The organism is Paenibacillus amylolyticus, assembly GCF_050990605.1.
Taxonomy (GTDB): Bacteria; Bacillota; Bacilli; order Paenibacillales; family Paenibacillaceae; genus Paenibacillus; species Paenibacillus amylolyticus_H.
On record NZ_CP158832.1, the window covers coordinates 6,259,524 to 6,275,720 of the forward strand.

General features: G+C 49.1%; 14 protein-coding genes. 2 read left to right on the forward strand and 12 right to left on the reverse strand.

Annotated features, from left to right (window positions below):
- Positions 1-47: 47 nt before the first annotated feature.
- Positions 48-1,103, forward strand: coding sequence for a substrate-binding domain-containing protein (locus ABTV53_RS27575; RefSeq protein ID WP_421896698.1), 1,056 nt, complete (start codon positions 48-50; stop codon positions 1,101-1,103).
- Positions 1,104-1,263: 160 nt separating this feature from the next.
- Here the strand turns inward: ABTV53_RS27575 and ABTV53_RS27580 are convergent, their stop codons facing one another.
- Together ABTV53_RS27580 and ABTV53_RS27585 are read right to left on the reverse strand one after the other, a co-directional pair.
- Complete coding sequence (locus ABTV53_RS27580; RefSeq protein ID WP_433748661.1) at positions 1,264-2,691, reverse strand: hypothetical protein; 1,428 nt, start codon at positions 2,689-2,691, stop codon at positions 1,264-1,266.
- A gap of 289 nt (positions 2,692-2,980) precedes the next feature.
- Positions 2,981-3,496: a DUF2179 domain-containing protein gene (locus tag ABTV53_RS27585; RefSeq protein WP_091012544.1), complete on the reverse strand. Its 516-nt coding sequence runs from the start codon at positions 3,494-3,496 to the stop codon at positions 2,981-2,983.
- 346 nt (positions 3,497-3,842) lie between these two features.
- On the opposite strand from ABTV53_RS27585, the gene ABTV53_RS27590 reads away from it, so the two are divergent.
- On the forward strand, positions 3,843-5,060 hold the full coding sequence (locus ABTV53_RS27590; protein WP_433748666.1) for a Leu/Phe/Val dehydrogenase: 1,218 nt from the start codon (positions 3,843-3,845) through the stop codon (positions 5,058-5,060).
- A gap of 225 nt (positions 5,061-5,285) precedes the next feature.
- Here the strand turns inward: ABTV53_RS27590 and ABTV53_RS27595 are convergent, their stop codons facing one another.
- From ABTV53_RS27595 to ABTV53_RS27640, 10 genes are all read right to left on the reverse strand, one after another.
- On the reverse strand, positions 5,286-6,953 hold the full coding sequence (locus ABTV53_RS27595) for a hypothetical protein (protein WP_433748669.1): 1,668 nt from the start codon (positions 6,951-6,953) through the stop codon (positions 5,286-5,288).
- A 1-nt stretch (position 6,954) separates the two neighbouring features.
- A complete protein-coding gene (locus ABTV53_RS27600; RefSeq protein WP_433748672.1) occupies positions 6,955-7,740 on the reverse strand; it encodes an ABC transporter ATP-binding protein in 786 nt (261 codons plus the stop codon).
- Positions 7,741-7,974: 234 nt separating this feature from the next.
- A complete protein-coding gene (locus tag ABTV53_RS27605; protein ID WP_433748675.1) occupies positions 7,975-9,483 on the reverse strand; it encodes an RICIN domain-containing protein in 1,509 nt (502 codons plus the stop codon).
- Between the two features lie 35 nt (positions 9,484-9,518).
- Positions 9,519-9,710, reverse strand: a complete 192-nt coding sequence (locus tag ABTV53_RS27610) for a hypothetical protein (RefSeq protein ID WP_091035743.1) — start codon at positions 9,708-9,710, stop codon at positions 9,519-9,521.
- A gap of 135 nt (positions 9,711-9,845) precedes the next feature.
- A complete protein-coding gene (locus ABTV53_RS27615) occupies positions 9,846-10,481 on the reverse strand; it encodes a PepSY domain-containing protein (protein WP_433748678.1) in 636 nt (211 codons plus the stop codon).
- A 252-nt stretch (positions 10,482-10,733) separates the two neighbouring features.
- Positions 10,734-11,534, reverse strand: coding sequence for a PepSY domain-containing protein (locus ABTV53_RS27620; RefSeq protein ID WP_433748681.1), 801 nt, complete (start codon positions 11,532-11,534; stop codon positions 10,734-10,736).
- Between the two features lie 326 nt (positions 11,535-11,860).
- A complete protein-coding gene (locus ABTV53_RS27625; protein ID WP_433748684.1) occupies positions 11,861-13,237 on the reverse strand; it encodes an ATP-binding protein in 1,377 nt (458 codons plus the stop codon).
- The gene (locus ABTV53_RS27630) at positions 13,234-13,989 is read right to left on the reverse strand and encodes a response regulator transcription factor (RefSeq protein WP_433748687.1); all 756 of its coding nucleotides are present in this window, start codon (positions 13,987-13,989) and stop codon (positions 13,234-13,236) included. The genes ABTV53_RS27625 and ABTV53_RS27630 overlap by 4 nt, the downstream gene beginning before the upstream one ends.
- A 55-nt stretch (positions 13,990-14,044) precedes the next feature.
- Positions 14,045-14,689: an SDR family oxidoreductase gene (locus ABTV53_RS27635; RefSeq protein ID WP_433748690.1), complete on the reverse strand. Its 645-nt coding sequence runs from the start codon at positions 14,687-14,689 to the stop codon at positions 14,045-14,047.
- Between the two features lie 318 nt (positions 14,690-15,007).
- Entirely contained in the window at positions 15,008-16,189 is a 1,182-nt protein-coding gene (locus ABTV53_RS27640) for an NAD(P)/FAD-dependent oxidoreductase (protein WP_421896665.1), read from the reverse strand.
- Positions 16,190-16,197: the final 8 nt, after the last annotated feature.

Consider the following 16,197-nt stretch of genomic DNA (forward strand, 5'->3'; position numbering starts at 1 on the left):
TATACTGATATGGATTGTTATTATGTTGGAGGAAAGCACTCATCATAATGACAGCACATTGTGCCCATACCGGCTTGAAGGAGGCGACCATACTGAAGAACAATATCACCATGCGGGATATCGCCGACAGGCTCGGGGTCAGCAGTGTGACCGTCTCGAAAGCATTGAATGATAAAGATGGCGTGAGTGGCGAATTAAAGGAAAAAATTAAAGTGCTTGCTGCCCAAATGGGCTATAGGTATAATGCCGCTGCCCGTTCGATGAAGGAAGGCTTAACCCATAATATTGGTGTAATTATCCCGGAGCGTTTTACCGGACCTACGCAGTCGTTCTATGTACGCGTGTTCCAGCGCATTACGAAACATCTGGAGGAACAGGGCTACTACGGTATTCTACATATTCTGAATGTGGAGGATGAAGAGGAATTAACACTGCCCAAGCTGTACAGCGACAACAAGGTCGATGGTTTCATCGTGCTCGGACAGATCAGCAAAGAGTATATTGAACTGGTGCGATCGATGGAAGTTCCCAAAATGTTTCTCGACTTCTACGATGAACATTCGGACATTGATTCCGTTGTTACCGATAACTTCTACGCTGCCTATGAGCTGACGAACGTTCTGGTTCAGCAGGGCCACCGCAACATTGCTTATGTAGGGAACCTGTATTCCACAAGCAGCATTCAGGACCGATTCCTCGGGTATTACAAATCCTTGCTGGAACATCGGTTGCCGATGAATCCGGATCTGGTTCTGAATGATCGGGATGAACGAGGTACGTTTATTGAGATTGATCTGCCGGAGCAGCTGCCAACGGCCTTTGTATGCAACTGTGATCAGGTCGCTCATCTGCTCGTCCAGAAACTGACTTCCATGGATATTCAGGTACCTGGCCAATGCTCTGTTGTTGGTTTTGATAATGATATCTATGCCATGCTCTCCGATCCCAAGCTGACAACCGTCGAAGTGGATGTGGAACAGATGGCGCGGACGGCGGTCCAGTCGATGCTCAAAAAGGTCGACAACCCAAACCGCAGTTTCGGCCGTGTACATGTGAAAGGTAATATCATCTATCGTGACTCGGTAGGTTCTGTGCCCAATTGATCATTGAATGGATAAAAATAGTGCTCCCGGCCATCAAGGCTGCAGGAGCACTATTTGTTATACCCGAAAGTCAACCCTCTTAACTGGAACCCGGAATCGTTACGGAAATACAAACGGTAAAGAGTACTCCCTCTGCCCCAAAACCGGATTACACGGATACTTAATAACTCGTCTTCAACCAATTGTCCTTGGACCAGGTCAGTTTACCTGAACCCGCGCCATTGGAAGCCGTGAGGCGTGCATTCAACGTGGATGGATCATCTGTGGTATAGCTGTAAGGAAGTGTTGAGAAGCCGTTCCAGGAGAACGATTTTACCACGGCCGGGATTGGCGCCAGCGGACTGCCGGACGTATCACTGCTGCCCCGGAAGGAGCTGCCATCCAAAGAATACATCGTATCGGTCACTCTGATTTTGCCGGTATAGGTTGGGTCTGCCGGATCGGTCTGATTGTTACGAACAGGATACAGCACGTCCTTAATGACTGATTTTTCAACCAATACAGCTCCGCTCTCCGTAGAGATCGCCCCATTGCCAATGATATCGAACTTATAACCTTTGGACGCAATCGCTGTTGCCATTGCCGTTGTAATTTTGGCCTTAGCGGCACGTGCCCCTGTTGCATCCATCACGATGTTGTACGCATGTGCGTTGCCTCCACGCAGGCGTGGCATCCGGTCCTGAATATCCTTGTACAAGTTATGGTGGAGCGTCATGGACAGGTTGGCGTTAGCCGATTCCAGGCTGGTCGAACCGACCAGATGCCCTTTCTTTTGTGGTCCAGAGATGGCGATAATATCGGCTTTGCTAAGACCTACGGCACTGCTGCGCAGATAGTTATACATGGGATAGGAAGCCTTGTTTGCTTCCAACTCATTAATCTGCTGGGTAACCCAGCTGTTCGAGCTGCCGTCATCCCCTTTGAAGAGGGACCAGGAGATGGTCACGCCGCTGGTTCCTTTTTTCGAATCGATAAGTCCGTCATAGGCTTTATTAAATGTGCAGTGATCAATCCATACGTTGCTGCTCTCCTCCAGGGTGATGTAATCCCAGTCATTCTTGTCGTAATCACCTTTGGTGGATTCATCCCATTCCCATAACTCATCAAATTCCAGGTTGCGGATGATCACGTTGGAGCTTCGTTTCACGCTGATCGCAGCGTGTTTGATTTTGGAACCGTTGGCTGAGAAAATCGTGAGTCCATTGAAACCGTCAATCGTGAGCTTGCTGACACCGGTCTGTTTTAATACGGGATGTGTCAGTGCATCATTATGCTTGGCAAAAGGAGAAGTCTGCGCTGCACTCGGAATTTCATTCCATCCCAGATTCAGATCGTTCATGATCTCAACGACTTTGACACCGGAGTTCTTTTTCAGCGCCATTGCCAGATCGGTCGCATTATACACTTTCTTATACGTGGCTGTGTTTGATTCGCTAATGATGCCGCCGCCCATGTTCCCTTGGGAGAAGCCTGTAAGATTGTAGTCTGCGTTACCCGCTGCCTGCACACTTGCCGGTCCGGACAATAATGTTAGCCCCAACGTTAGAGCCAAGGCTGTGCTGCACCAGCTTCGAATTTTAGTTTTCATAGAACTCATTCCTCCCGAAATAAGATGATTACAATCGTCCAGCGCTGCCATGACAGGTTACGAAGGACATGTCCTCAATGTAAATGTTGTAAGCGATTACAACAATAATCCCTATCTCACATTCAGGTGGAAATGCTGATGTAGATAGGGTTTGTACTGTAAACAACTTTGAATCGTACGGAGTTAACCTGGGGAGTAAAGTTTCAGGGATATATCGCGGTAGCAAAAAGATGCGGCATGAAACGGAACCAAAAAAGCAGGACTGCATCTGCTGCAGACCTGCTCGATTTTACTTTTTGATGGAACGTGTCCAGAAGCCGCCATGGAACTGTTTGGGCTCCACGGTAATGACAAATGCTTTGGGATCCAGGCTGAGAATCGTCTGATAGAGCAGCTTCTGGTTTTTACGTTTTGCCAGAATCTCCATCACAAGCCGATCTCCATCACGTCCACTGCCCACCCATGCAGTAACACCGTATCCTTTATCCCGCAGGGCATTCGCAACATTGCTTCCCATCTGGTTACAGATGACTTTAACGGTAACGTAACCGAGTGCAATCTTTTCTTCAATCCAGGCTCCGAGCAACACACCTAGTCCGTATCCCACCGCATACACGATTAAGGCAGAAGGCTGGGTCAGATATTTGAGCACCAGATTCAGGCCGAGCACATAGATCACAATCTCACCCATGCTGATCAATGCGGCGATATATTTCTGTCCTTTGAGTGTCAGAATCATCCGGAGTGTATAAGCCGATACGTACACAATCTGGATCAAAAAGATAAATACCAATATTTTAAACAATCACAATCCCTCTTTCCTGGCCTTCACAACGGAATTGGCCCTTTGCTGCATCTACTCGACGATTTCGTTTCATTTATGCTTCCTGTACGTTCGCTCTATCTCCATCATTGGACGTTATACCCTCATTCTAAACGGTTGGATGTAAATTCGTAGGCATTTTCTGCTCTCTGGCATGCCGGAACTGCAATTATAGAACCGTTTGTACCGATTATCAACCCGGCGGAGGTCCCAGGGTCGAAAACGGGGGTCTTTGAATATGCTGTATCATCATAAAGCCAAGCACGCTGGCACAGGATATCAGGTCAGAACCAGGATGGATGGGTCAAAAAAAAAAGGGGGTACCGTCATGCAGCTATGGCAGGAGATGGAGCGGGAAGGCATGGAGGAAATTATTTTTTGTCATGATGCAGCTAGTGGATTGAGAGCAGTCATTGCCATTCATAGCACGGCTCTTGGACCTGCGCTCGGCGGATGCCGCTACTGGACGTACGCGTCCGAGGAAGAAGCTGTTCGGGATGCTGTGAAGCTTGCCAAAGGCATGACGTACAAAAATGCAATCTCTGGACTGCCCTATGGCGGCGGGAAGGTGGTCATATGGAATGTGCCTTTTGTGAAGAATGCAAAACCGGATGAGGATGGTTGCGGATCTCAAAGTGCTGAGCAGGTCGCTGGAGATCTAGGGGTAGAGCAGCAGCAAAAGGGCGTTGCCACGGAACGGGAAGTCGTCGCTGATGAGGTTGCTGATCGTATAGATATAATCTTGGATACGGACGTATGCAGGCGAGCGCAGCGCTTTCGCGCACTGGGTCGTTGTCTGGAGCGGCTGAACGGACGATACGTGACCGGTCTTGATCTGGGTACCACGGCGACAGACATGGACCAGATCCAATTGGAGACCGCACATGTGACGGACACCACCGGATCACTTGGGGCGCAGGATGACTTCACTGCCGAGATGACCGCCTACGGCGTACACATCGGCATTGTGACCTCGCTGCGCCAGCAAGGCATTGCATCTTTGCAGGGCATTCTCGTTGCCGTCCAGGGACTGGGCAAGGTCGGGTATGCCCTGTGCCGTTACCTGCATGCAGCCGGGGCACGGCTCATTGTGGCAGACGTTGTACCGGATCGTGTACAACGTGCCCTTGTGCAGTTCAGCGGCGCCATTCCGGCCGATCCGGCCCATATCCACGCCGCTGACTGCAAGGTCTTCGCCCCCTGTGCCCTAGGGGGCGTACTGACCCCGGCAACGGTGGAGGAGCTGCGCTGCTCCATCGTTGCCGGGGCGGCCAACAACCAGCTGAGTGAACGACAGCTGGTTGCAGGCCGCATGCAGGCGCGCGGCATTCTGTACGCGCCTGATTATGTGCTGGGCGCAGGCGGAATCATCTCCACCGCCTACGAGCTGGAAGGCGCCGGGCCTGACCTGATCCGCCAAAAGGTGGCGGGGATTGCAGGCACACTAAGCAAAGTATACGCAGAAGCTGCGCAATCTGCGATCTCCACAGCCGATGCTGCCGATCGGTTAGCGGAATCCATCCTTCGATTAGGCTATAAAAAATAGGGTTCTCCCTCCTGAGAGCCTCCACTGCTCCACTTCATTTTAACGAACCTGATACACGTTATTTGCCCCTTTTAGCATGAATCTAATATCTAACGAATCACAGAGAAGCTATTGTGCCTAGTTTGTAGCATCACCTATCAAAAAGAGCTAAGCCCGACAGCAGCGTCCAGGTTAGCTCTTTTACCCTCTCTTATCGTGTAGCGCTCTTACTCTACTAATCTATTCTCAAACTGCAACCGACCTCTCACCTGCTGTCTTCTTCTCCCGAAACAGCAGCGTCCATAACAACACATTCGCCACAATCAGTAGCGCACCATAGATCCACACGCCCCCTGACACGGAACGGAAAAAGACATGGACTCCCCATAACATGGCAAGCACAGGGAGGGCGGCAAATACATACCAGCCATCACTTTGCTGCGCCATACTGAAGGATTGGGAGAACGGCGGCTTACGCAGCAATAACTTGCCTGCCAGCGGGACAAGCGCGGTCGCCGTCAACAAGATGATCGCAATATCTGGCAGTATCCGTAATCCGAATGTCCAGGTAAACAGAACGGCATTTGCCAGAAATATAGGCAGGAACATATTGCACAAGAACGCCTTCAGAGCGCCTTTGTATAACGCGCTATCATTCGCCATCGGTGCAGCCCGAAAGGTCCAGAACGCCTTGTATTGCCCTGAAAATTTCAGCATAACCACAACCGTAACAACCAGCATCAGCACGATATAAAAGGTGTATACAAACGAACTTTGCCTGAACTCCGCCCAGGTGGAGGATTGCAATTGGGTAAACCAAAATATATAAGGCAAAACAAATGATAAACCAAGCGATGGATACACCTTCAGCTTGAATTCCCGTTCATTGCGCATCATGCTGGCTGACAAACGGAAGCAAGCTTGCTCCTCTCTGGAACGACTGACCACCTTGGAGATCAACCGATCCCATCTTCCTCGTCTGCGTCCGGAGGACTGACCCGAATGTGCCATTTTTTCCAAATACAACTCAAAGGAAGGCGTAAGCTTCACATATATGATCAGACTTACCACCGGAACCAAGACTGCCAGTGCTGTGAACGTATAGATCCACACATTCCCACCGCCCGCGAATAACCATTCATAGACAGCCGCATACCATAACGGAGGCAGCAGCAACTGCCACCAAGCCGGGGTAAATACCATCCCAAAATCAATAATGCTGAACGAACGAATCACCAGCTGATAACCGATCGCAATCCCCACGGAAAGCAGGATCTGTACCATATTGATCATATCCTTCAGCTTCTCACCATCCAGAAACTTCATCATGAACAGATAGATCAGGGACGTTGTCACCAGAATCAGCATATTGATCAGAATCAGATCCACGAGGAAGATCAAAAAAAATCCGATCCCATGTGTCACCAACGCGGCAATTAACGGTATACCGGTTAATGAACCCGTCAGCAGTAGCAGATATACGCCCGCATGGATGGCTCGGGCCATCCCCACCGTTCGTCCATTAACGGGCTTGGTCATAATAATATTACGATCCCGAATGTCCAGCAGTACGGAGGAAAAATCCGAGATCATGGACGTCATGATCATAAACATTAAGATGCCAAACACAAGACCCATCTGAAGCATGAAATGCCCCGTATCCCAGACGATGAAGGGGACCATCATCAGTCCCATTAATCCATACAACCACAGGGAACGAAGAAACTGATTCCCTTCCTTGCGCTCTTTTTTTCCTGAATTGTTGGACAAAATGGTAGGTACTCTGCGTTGATCCATCTGGAATTTCACCCGCAAAATCAGGCGAAGCACATCATAATCCGCCCCTGTTCTGGCGATGATCGGACGAAAGCGATCCAGAATCTTGAGTGTGCGGAAGTCGGAGGATTCCTCCATATCAGTACACCTCCTGCACAATCGATACAAATCGCTCCGCAATGGCTTTGTGCTCATTGAAGCCTGTCAATTGATTAAATACTTCCTCCAACGTCCCTTCCATGGACTGCTGTTGGAGCTGCTTGAACGTACCGTCTGCCACCACGCGTCCTTCAGCGATCAGTACAATTCGACTGCTGATCTTCTCCACCACATCCATGATGTGTGACGAATAGAAGATCGTTGTGCCTTTGGCTGACAATTGTGACAAAATCTCTTTGACCACCATCACACTATTGGCATCCAATCCGCTGAGTGGTTCATCCAGAAATAGCAGATCCGGGTCATGCAGCAGCGCAGAGATTAACAGCACTTTCTGACGCATACCTTTAGAAAAGGATGCAATGCGGGAATGATATGATTTTTCCAGTCCAAAACAATCCATCAATAGCTTGGCTTTGTAATCTGCATCTTCATAGGACATGCCGTATAACTCCCCCGTAAAAGTCAGATACTCCGCAGGCGTTAATTGTTCGTACAATTCCGCGACCTCCGGAACATAACCGATTCTGCGCTTATACTCTACATCCCCATCCGCAATATCTTTATCAAAGATTCGCACCGTGCCTACATATCCTTCAACCAGCCCGAGTAAAATCTTAACCGTTGTACTTTTGCCAGCCCCATTCGGACCAATATATCCAATCATCTCACCGCGATTCACTTCCAGATCGATGCCGTTCAGCACATAACGTCCGTTGTATCTCATACGTAAGCTTTCAATGGATAGCACTTGTTGTTCACTCACTTCGTTATCCAGCTCCTGTCTCTATCTTTTTCTACAATTCTACTAGTTTACCACAGATTGGGATGGTAATGATCGGAAATAGGTCACGATATGAGCCATCAACTGGATATCCCTTTCGAGTAAGAGCATCACGTAACAAGCTCTAATACATCACAAAGCCCCTGTCCCACCTTATGGTAAGAGACAGGGGCTTCCACTTTATGTTGAACCTTATTTTATAATATTTAAAACGTCTTACTGCACCTTAACAATCTGAAAATGCTGATTCGTACCCCCATTATCCGTCCACTGGATGGCCGCAGCACCATCTGCCAAAGATTGACCGGAGATGTCCAAGACCTTGCCTGTACTGCGGTTTTTCAGTTTATAATAACCACCACCTACATGGACGAGCTGCCATTGCTGGCTGGCCCACCCTCCATCATTCCACTGTTCAATGACAGCCCCATCAGTGGTGGCACCATTCTCCACACCGATTAGCTTACCGCTGGAACGGTTGATGATTTTGACATAACCGCCACCCGCATCGGTAATCTGCCACTGTTGACTTGTTGTTCCCCCATCTGCTCGCTGCTCCAAATCCGCACCGTTGGCGGAAGAACCCCCGATGACATTTAGCAACTTGTTGCTTTTACGGCTAATCAGCTGATATGAAGCATTTGGGTCCCAGACATCCGGTGTACTCACTCCGGTCACAGTCCCTGTTGCTGTATCAATCGTAATACTACTGGCCCAATTCATCGCCAGACTGGTTGCGCTTGGGAATGAAAGTGGCAGCCAGACATACTTGGAATCTTGCACAGGCCCACTCCACGCTCCAGCCCAGCGATCACCCATGTAGAGATAGGAGGTTGTCTGTGAACCTTCTACCGGAACGACATATGTCGATTGAGAACCATACGTTGTACTGTCTCCAAAGTTGCTGAGACCGCTCCATGTGCCTGTAATGCTGGAGGCTGTCGCATATTTCGCCTGATTCGGATTCCAGCCGGTCGCACCCGAGGTGATCAGGAAGTAGACGCCGTCTTTTTTGAATAGGGCAGGCGCTTCTCGATATTGTCCGGGCCACAGTGTTGTGACAAGGGATTCCACACCGAGGAAATCCGGGGTCAGCTTATATATATTCAGATCTGCATTCACTCGTGTCGCGGAGATCAGATAAGCGGTTCCGTTATCGTTGTACACCGTCATGTCTCTGGAATCATACCCAAGTGGACGATAGCTGCCCACATACGTGTAGTTGCCATCAACCGTATTAGAAGTAGCTACGGCCACTCTGGCCTCGCCATAATCCAGACCATTCTCCTTGTGCATCCACAGCACATATTTGCCGGTAGCACTGTTGTAGATAACCTTCGGGCGTTCAATGTTGGAGATATTTAGCTCCGTTGCCGAGCTGCTGGTGAGCACATCATTGCGATACTCCCAGTTCTTCAGATCCGATGAACGATACACCGATACCGCCTTGAACGTTCCATTCGGGTTGCGATTCTCCCCAAACCAGTAATAATACCCATTTGCCTTGATCATCCCGCCCCCATGAGCATGAACGACATTGCCATTGGTATCCTTGAACTGTACCCCGTTCGTTACACTAAGCGGAGCAGCTGAAGCATTCGGTCCGGGTGCGAGCAGCATACCTATTGATTGCAGCGCCAAAACCAACACAAGCAAATAACTTAAGCGGCGGGTAAAGCGACGTGAATGTGTATTCTTTTTCAACCATCCATCGTTCATAGCCATATCGTAATGCACCTCCATGTTTTTTCGTGAAGCGCTTACATAAAATAAAATCGATATGTCTCATCTGCCTCCGATCGATGATGCATTTTAGCAATAGAATTCTTGGCAAGATTGGCTGGGCATTCACCTCCTTGATTCCGATTGTATCCGCCACGTTCCTGCTCGGATAGTGAACAATCCGGCGGAAGATGTACAATTTCATACTCCATTCTCTTCATCAACAGCAAAAAGACGCTTCCCCCGAAGCGTCCTCTGCTATACCTGCCCTGCCCCTCCATGATGTAACGATCTCTAGCTGTGTGCGGCTGTTGATAGGCAGGTTTTTATATGATGTTTTATAGGCGTACTCTCGCCCTTATTGCTTAGTCTTGGTCGTCAAAATCCTGGTCGAACGATAACACTTTACCTGTGTTGGCATCGATATCTACATCTGCTTCACCTTGAGCGGTTCTCAGTTCGATCTCATACACATAGCGACCATCATCATGATCCAGCTCGACTTTGGTTACTTTACCACCCGTAACTTGTTTCAGCGCAATGTTTGAAGCTTGGGATGCCGTCAATTTGACCTGCTTGGAAGCAGAGTTGTTAGATGTGTTGCCTGTCACATTATCTTTATAATCGTCGTCATCATCGTAGTCTTCATCATTCACGACCGCAAGAATTTTGCCTGTATAAGCATCCAGACGAACGACAACATCATTGGTTCCTTTTCTGTCGATCTCAACTTCATAGAACGTTTGGCCGTTTCTACGCTCCAGATCGACGTCATCCACTTTACCATCCGCCGCTTTCAAGGCCAATGCTTTTGCTTGGGATGCATTCAGCATTTTGCCTGTGCTGTTCTGATTCTGTGTTACGGATTGTGTTGTTGACGATGGTGTCGTTTGCACCGATTGTCCGTTCACATTTCCGCTAGCCGCTACGGCCGATCCACCAAGTAATACCGCTGCTGACAAGCTGCCAATCCATAGTTTATGTTTGTTCATCATCATCATTCATCTCCTCGTTTGTTGTTCTCTTTCTCGTCTACATCTATAGAATAACCTGCAGGAATGAGAGATCAGCGAGAGTTAGATTAGAATTTGATGAGAAAATGAAGAGAATGCTCATTTAACTTTAACTGTTGTTCATAATGTATGTATTCAAAAACATGTATTTAAAACAAATGAAAAAGATGACTCCACATTAGGAATCATCTGTCCAACGAGTTAAAGTTATATTCAATCGCTCTCTTTCCATAGCAAAAGTTAATCCTCGTCTTCATCCCAGGTTACGGAACGAATGGCTCCCGAGATGGCATTCACCTGCACAATAGCCTCCCGGCCATCCTCCAGATCAATTTCCACCAGATAATACGGATTCCCGCTGTTGGTTCCACGCAGTTCGATGTCGTCCACTTCCCCCGGGACCTCCGCAAGTGCCTTCTGCTTGGCTTGTTTCTCACTCAGAAACTGAGGCTTGGGATCATCCTTTGGTGGTTCAGTTGTCGGCGCTGCGATTGTTTTGGAAGATATCGTCTCTCCCGTATATGGGTCAATCGTGAGTTCTTCACGGCTGTTATCCTTCGCCTTCACAACCGCGGTGTATACCGGACTGCCTTGCTGCTCGACAAGTTCAAGCGAGACCAATTGGTTATCCGTGTGTTGTTTTAACACCGCCGTCTTGATCTGCTCGCGGCTCCATAACGTCTTCTCTTCCGCTTGTGGGTTCGACTCCAGCCGCTTGATGGAATTCACGGCAGCCGTGACAGCATCCACCTGCACATCATACAGTCCGGTCTCCGAACGGAGCTGCATGATATACGTCCCGTCTTTCAACGTGGAATTCACAATCTCGCCCGGATATTGATCCAGCACCGATTGGGCTGCCGCATCTGCCGTAAGTACCGCACCAGTCGATTGCCAAGGCTTCCACCAGACAACTGCTGCCACAATCAGCACAATGAGAAGCCCCGAACCCCACCAAAGTGTTCTTCTCGATTTCGCCCAACCACTGTCCCTCTGCTCTTGCCGTTTCATTTCCGGTGGTCGCTGCTCATGCTCTGTCATTCCATTTCCCCCTTATAGCTCTCCCATAGCCCGAGTTCATCTGCTGTATTATTCGGTCTGAGTTTAATTCCGATGGTTACTAGATAAATTGAACTAATCTTTTACACAGTAACGGAGAGGACAGAAAATACCTGAAAAAGCGAAGCTACAAGCTTTCTGAAAGAAAGCTACATCGGAAGCATACGCTATCCCCGGATTTTCCCCTTGAGAAAGGGAATCGAAAAATCTGGGGATAACAGCGATTGGAAGGTTGTTCTGTCATCGTAGTGTCAGTGTGAACAATCTTTAGTTCAGTTTATATAGTATATAAGAGAAGAATGAGAATTTCATGAGAGCGGTCCGTTCTGAGCCGATAATGGCAAAATAATGGAAGCCTCGGTTCCTTCACCCTCGGTACTGGTCAGTTCGATTCTTGCTCCAACTGCTCCTGCAAGCTCTTTGGCAAGTGACAATCCCAGACCCGAACCGCTTGCGCCCAAGCTGCGTGTTCTGGCCGGATCAACCCGGTAGAATCGATCAAATACCTTCTCCAGCTCGTCCTCCCGCATGCCAATTCCGGAATCCACAATCTGAATACAGCACTCTTGTCCCTTGACCTCCAGCTTCACTTCAACTGCATCCTCACTATACTTCCGGGCATTATCCAGCAAAATAAACAAAAGCTGCTTCAGCTTGCTCTCATCACTGATCGCCCAGATTGGACCCGGATCTTCACACCGGACTTCGCGGTGATAGGCTTCGCGAAACGCACGTGTGGATTCTGTTGCAAGTCTCGTAATGTCCACACGCTCCAACTGTACATTCCACTGCTCTGGCTGCTTCGCGAGCAGTAGCAGTTGCTCGGTCATCTCCCGCATGCGAACCGATTCGGACAGAATCGCTTCCACCGCTTCATCGAATACTTCAGGCCGCTCTTTTCCTCGCCGCTGTAGCAGACTGGCATAGCTCTCAATAATGGTCAGCGGTGTTTTGAGTTCATGAGATGCATCGGATACGAATCGCTCCTGTCGTTCAAAGTTGGATTCAAGCAGATCCATCATCCGGTTAAACGTCTGTCCCATCGTTTTTAGCTCATCCTTCGATCCTCCCTCCAGTGAAAGACGCTTGAATTGGCCGCTGGACTGAATGTCACCCATTGTGCGTGTCATCTGCTGAATCGGTCTGGTCATCCGGTTCGCCAGAATCCGGCTAGAGATGATGGCTGGAATAAGAGCAATAATGGTGACTGCCACAAGCACGGTACGAAGTACGGACAGACGATTCTCCGTCTCTGCAATGCTCTCGGTGACCTGCACGTTCACTACCTCGCCATCTGGCCAGATAACCGGGACTGATACCCACACGTAACCAATCTGTTCAACTTGGGTATACTCTGATTTCTTCTCACTTTCGTACTTATAGGGCAGCTTGCTTAGCTGTTCGGAAGCTGCTGTTGTCGTCACCGGTGAACTGGTGCCGTCTTCATTGACGATCCGAAGCATGCCGTTCACAGGGGCGTAGGCCCGCAGCAAGTCGTCCGGCGGAATGGAGCCGGCAGACTGACGCACTCCTTTGACAATAGACTCCGCTTCCGCTTCCACCCGATTAACCTCGTTATCAATCGACATCCGTTCAAACACGATGTAGACCGACAGGTTCACCGCGATTAACAGCACAGCAAATAATACAGACGAATATCCGTAGATTTTACTGCGCAGGCTCATGACTGTTCCTTCAGGACGTAACCTACGCCCCGTACGGTATGTATTAAGGGCGGTGTGAATCCGTTATCCACCTTTTTGCGCACATAACGGATATACACATCCACCACATTGGTATCTCCATAATAATCGTATCCCCACACGGCCTGCACAATCTGGTCACGACTGAGCACCTGACGTTGATTTTGCAGCAGATACACCAGCAGATCGAACTCACGTGGCGTAAGTTCAATGGCTACGCCATCTCGCGATACCTCTCGCGTTCCTTCATTCAGTTTCAAGCCGGCAGCCGTCAACCAGCCTGCACTAGCTTCATCCTGATGACCAGACGAGTCATTGCCTGTATCAGCAGGTGTAGACGAAGAAGCGGAAGAAACAACAGACGCCACTGCACTAAGCCGCAATGCGGCCCGAACTCTGGCAAGCAACTCTTCAATCTGGAACGGCTTGGTGATGTAGTCATTGGCTCCGAGATCCAGGCCGGATACCTTGTCTTCCACGGAATCTTTGGCGGTGAGCATAATAATCGGAACTGTAGCATCCTTGGCCCGAACTCGGCGCAACACTTCAATGCCACTCAGACCAGGCAGCATCACATCAAGCAGAATCAGATCCCACTGACCTTCCCCATACTTCTCCAGTCCTTCTGTTCCACTCCCCGCCTTGCCTACCTGATATCCCTCATACTGTAATTCCAGTTCAAGCAGACGTGCTATTTTGGGCTCATCCTCTATGACCAGCACGGCTTCGTTCATGCAGCGCTCCCCCTCATCCCCATCATTTCATTCTCCCGTTATCTTACAATAACATCTACAGTTTGCCCAAGGCATGTTCAACGGGCTGATCCCCGGCAATCAGATCAAAGGCCATCCGGTACGTCTTCTCTTTCTGCAAAGAAGCCACGATGACGCGGGCCACATCTTCACGCGGGATGCTACCCGGTTCCAGATCGGTTCCAACTGCAATCTTGCCCGTGCCCGGTTCATTCTTCAGACCACCTGGACGGATAATCGTGTAATTCAGATCACTTGCAAACAAGGCACGATCTGCGTAATGCTTGGCCACATAATAAGGCTTAATGGACTCTGACCATTTCTCCCGTTGATCTGCGCCATATGCACTGACCAGAATATACCTGGAAATGCCTTGCTGCTCTGCCGCCTCCATCGTTTTCACTGCTCCATCGAGATCAATCAACAGGGTTTTGTCCTGACCCGTAGATCCGCCAGAGCCCGCTGTAAATACTATGGCATTATGATCCTTCATGGCTTCAGCCAAGTCCTCAACACTACCTTCCAGATCTCCAATCACCACATCGGCACCGAGTTCCTTCAGTGCGTCTGCCTGCTCGGGTTTGCGGATCATGGCCGTTACCTTATGCTGGCCTTCCTGTACCAACTGCTCCACCACCACCTTGCCGATTTGCCCATTTGCTCCTATAACTAAAACGTTCATACGTCATTTCTCCTCTCGGTTGAACGGACCACTTGTTGCAGCCATCCGTTCCTTAAATATATATAGATGCTCATCTATAATTTAAACGAAAGCCGGCGCTTCTAAGCGCCGGCTTCATGTTCATGCCCGTTCAGTACATCTATGAAATGAGAAGTTTTCCATTGTCCTATTAATATGTCATATACCCCATGTGGATTATACGTGACCTCACATCGGCCACTTCTGCCGCACCTTTTTCCCATCTGAATATCTGTGATTCTTTGTAATCGTGACAACCAAAAAAGACGCCCAAATGGGCGCCCTTGAATGGCATGAAGATTAGTAAGCCAGTGCGAACAAACCGTGAATATGAGCCAGGTAACGGATGTTACTAGCTTCTTTCATCATGGTTGCAGGCAGACCTTTCAGACGAGTCTGGTTGCCACCGATCATGCCGACAGCATCTTTACGACCCAGACTTCCCAGCGTACCGGAGAATACTGGTGTGAAGGATTCCATTGCGCCACCTTTGAACATTACGCCCAGGTTGTGACCAATGGTTTCACCCATTTGCCAAGCCAATTGTGCTGTTGGAGGGTAAGGACGAGCGCCTTCGCTAGGGAAGACCACTGCGCTGTCACCAGCAACAAACACGTCTTTGTGAGAAGTGGATTGCAGAACTTCCGTAACTTTCGCACGGCCGCGATCCACTTCAATTCCGCTGTTAGCAACAACTGCGTTACCTTGAACGCCACCAGTCCATACGAGGGTATTCGTAGGGATGGAGCTGCCGTCTTTCAGCATAACTTCATTTTCTTTCATCTCGGTAATCGCTACGCCAACGATGAAGTTAACGCCACGTTTCTCAAGACTTGATTTCGCACGATCAACCAGCTCTGGCGGGAAACCAGCCAGGATGGAAGGACCTGCTTCAACAGTGTACAGAGAGATATCGTTGAAATCGATACCTTTCTCTTTACATGCAGCTGGAAGAAGATCAACGAATTCGCCGACAAGTTCAATACCTGTCAAGCCGCCGCCACCAATAACAAACGTTGCGTCTGCTTTGTTGCCGGATTTTTTGTATGCATCCAGACGTGCATCAACGTGTGCACGAATGCGGTTTGCATCACTAACCGATTTCAGCGTGAAGCTGTACTCTTGCAGTCCCGGAATTCCGAAGTAAGCTGTTTCGCTACCCAGGGCAACAACGAGTGCATCGTAAGAGTAAGTGGAGCCGCTGGTCATCAGAACTTTTTTCTCGTCCGGCTTGATTGTATCCACCGTATCGATTTTCAGGTTCACGTTTTTGCCACGCAGCAATTTTTCGAGCGGAAGAGCAACTGCTTGTTCAGCAATGCTTCCTGCTGCAAGACGGTGCAGTTCCGTGATAATTTGGTGTGTAGGGTAACGGTTCACGACAGTAATTGTCGCTTCTTCCGGAGACAAGTATTGACGTGCAGTCAATGCTGTCAACAGACCGCCGTATCCTCCACCCAAGATCAAAATTTGCTTCGACATATCCATCC

Coding starts and splice junctions, on each gene's coding strand:
- ABTV53_RS27575 (WP_421896698.1), top strand. CDS start 48: ATGACAGCACATTGTGCCCATACCGGCTTGAAGGAGGCGACCATACTG.
- ABTV53_RS27580 (WP_433748661.1), bottom strand. CDS start 2,691: ATGAAAACTAAAATTCGAAGCTGGTGCAGCACAGCCTTGGCTCTAACG.
- ABTV53_RS27590 (WP_433748666.1), top strand. CDS start 3,843: ATGCAGCTATGGCAGGAGATGGAGCGGGAAGGCATGGAGGAAATTATT.
- ABTV53_RS27595 (WP_433748669.1), bottom strand. CDS start 6,953: ATGGAGGAATCCTCCGACTTCCGCACACTCAAGATTCTGGATCGCTTT.
- ABTV53_RS27605 (WP_433748675.1), bottom strand. CDS start 9,483: ATGGCTATGAACGATGGATGGTTGAAAAAGAATACACATTCACGTCGC.
- ABTV53_RS27615 (WP_433748678.1), bottom strand. CDS start 10,481: ATGATGATGATGAACAAACATAAACTATGGATTGGCAGCTTGTCAGCA.
- ABTV53_RS27620 (WP_433748681.1), bottom strand. CDS start 11,534: ATGACAGAGCATGAGCAGCGACCACCGGAAATGAAACGGCAAGAGCAG.
- ABTV53_RS27625 (WP_433748684.1), bottom strand. CDS start 13,237: ATGAGCCTGCGCAGTAAAATCTACGGATATTCGTCTGTATTATTTGCT.
- ABTV53_RS27630 (WP_433748687.1), bottom strand. CDS start 13,989: ATGAACGAAGCCGTGCTGGTCATAGAGGATGAGCCCAAAATAGCACGT.
- ABTV53_RS27635 (WP_433748690.1), bottom strand. CDS start 14,689: ATGAACGTTTTAGTTATAGGAGCAAATGGGCAAATCGGCAAGGTGGTG.
- ABTV53_RS27640 (WP_421896665.1), bottom strand. CDS start 16,189: ATGTCGAAGCAAATTTTGATCTTGGGTGGAGGATACGGCGGTCTGTTG.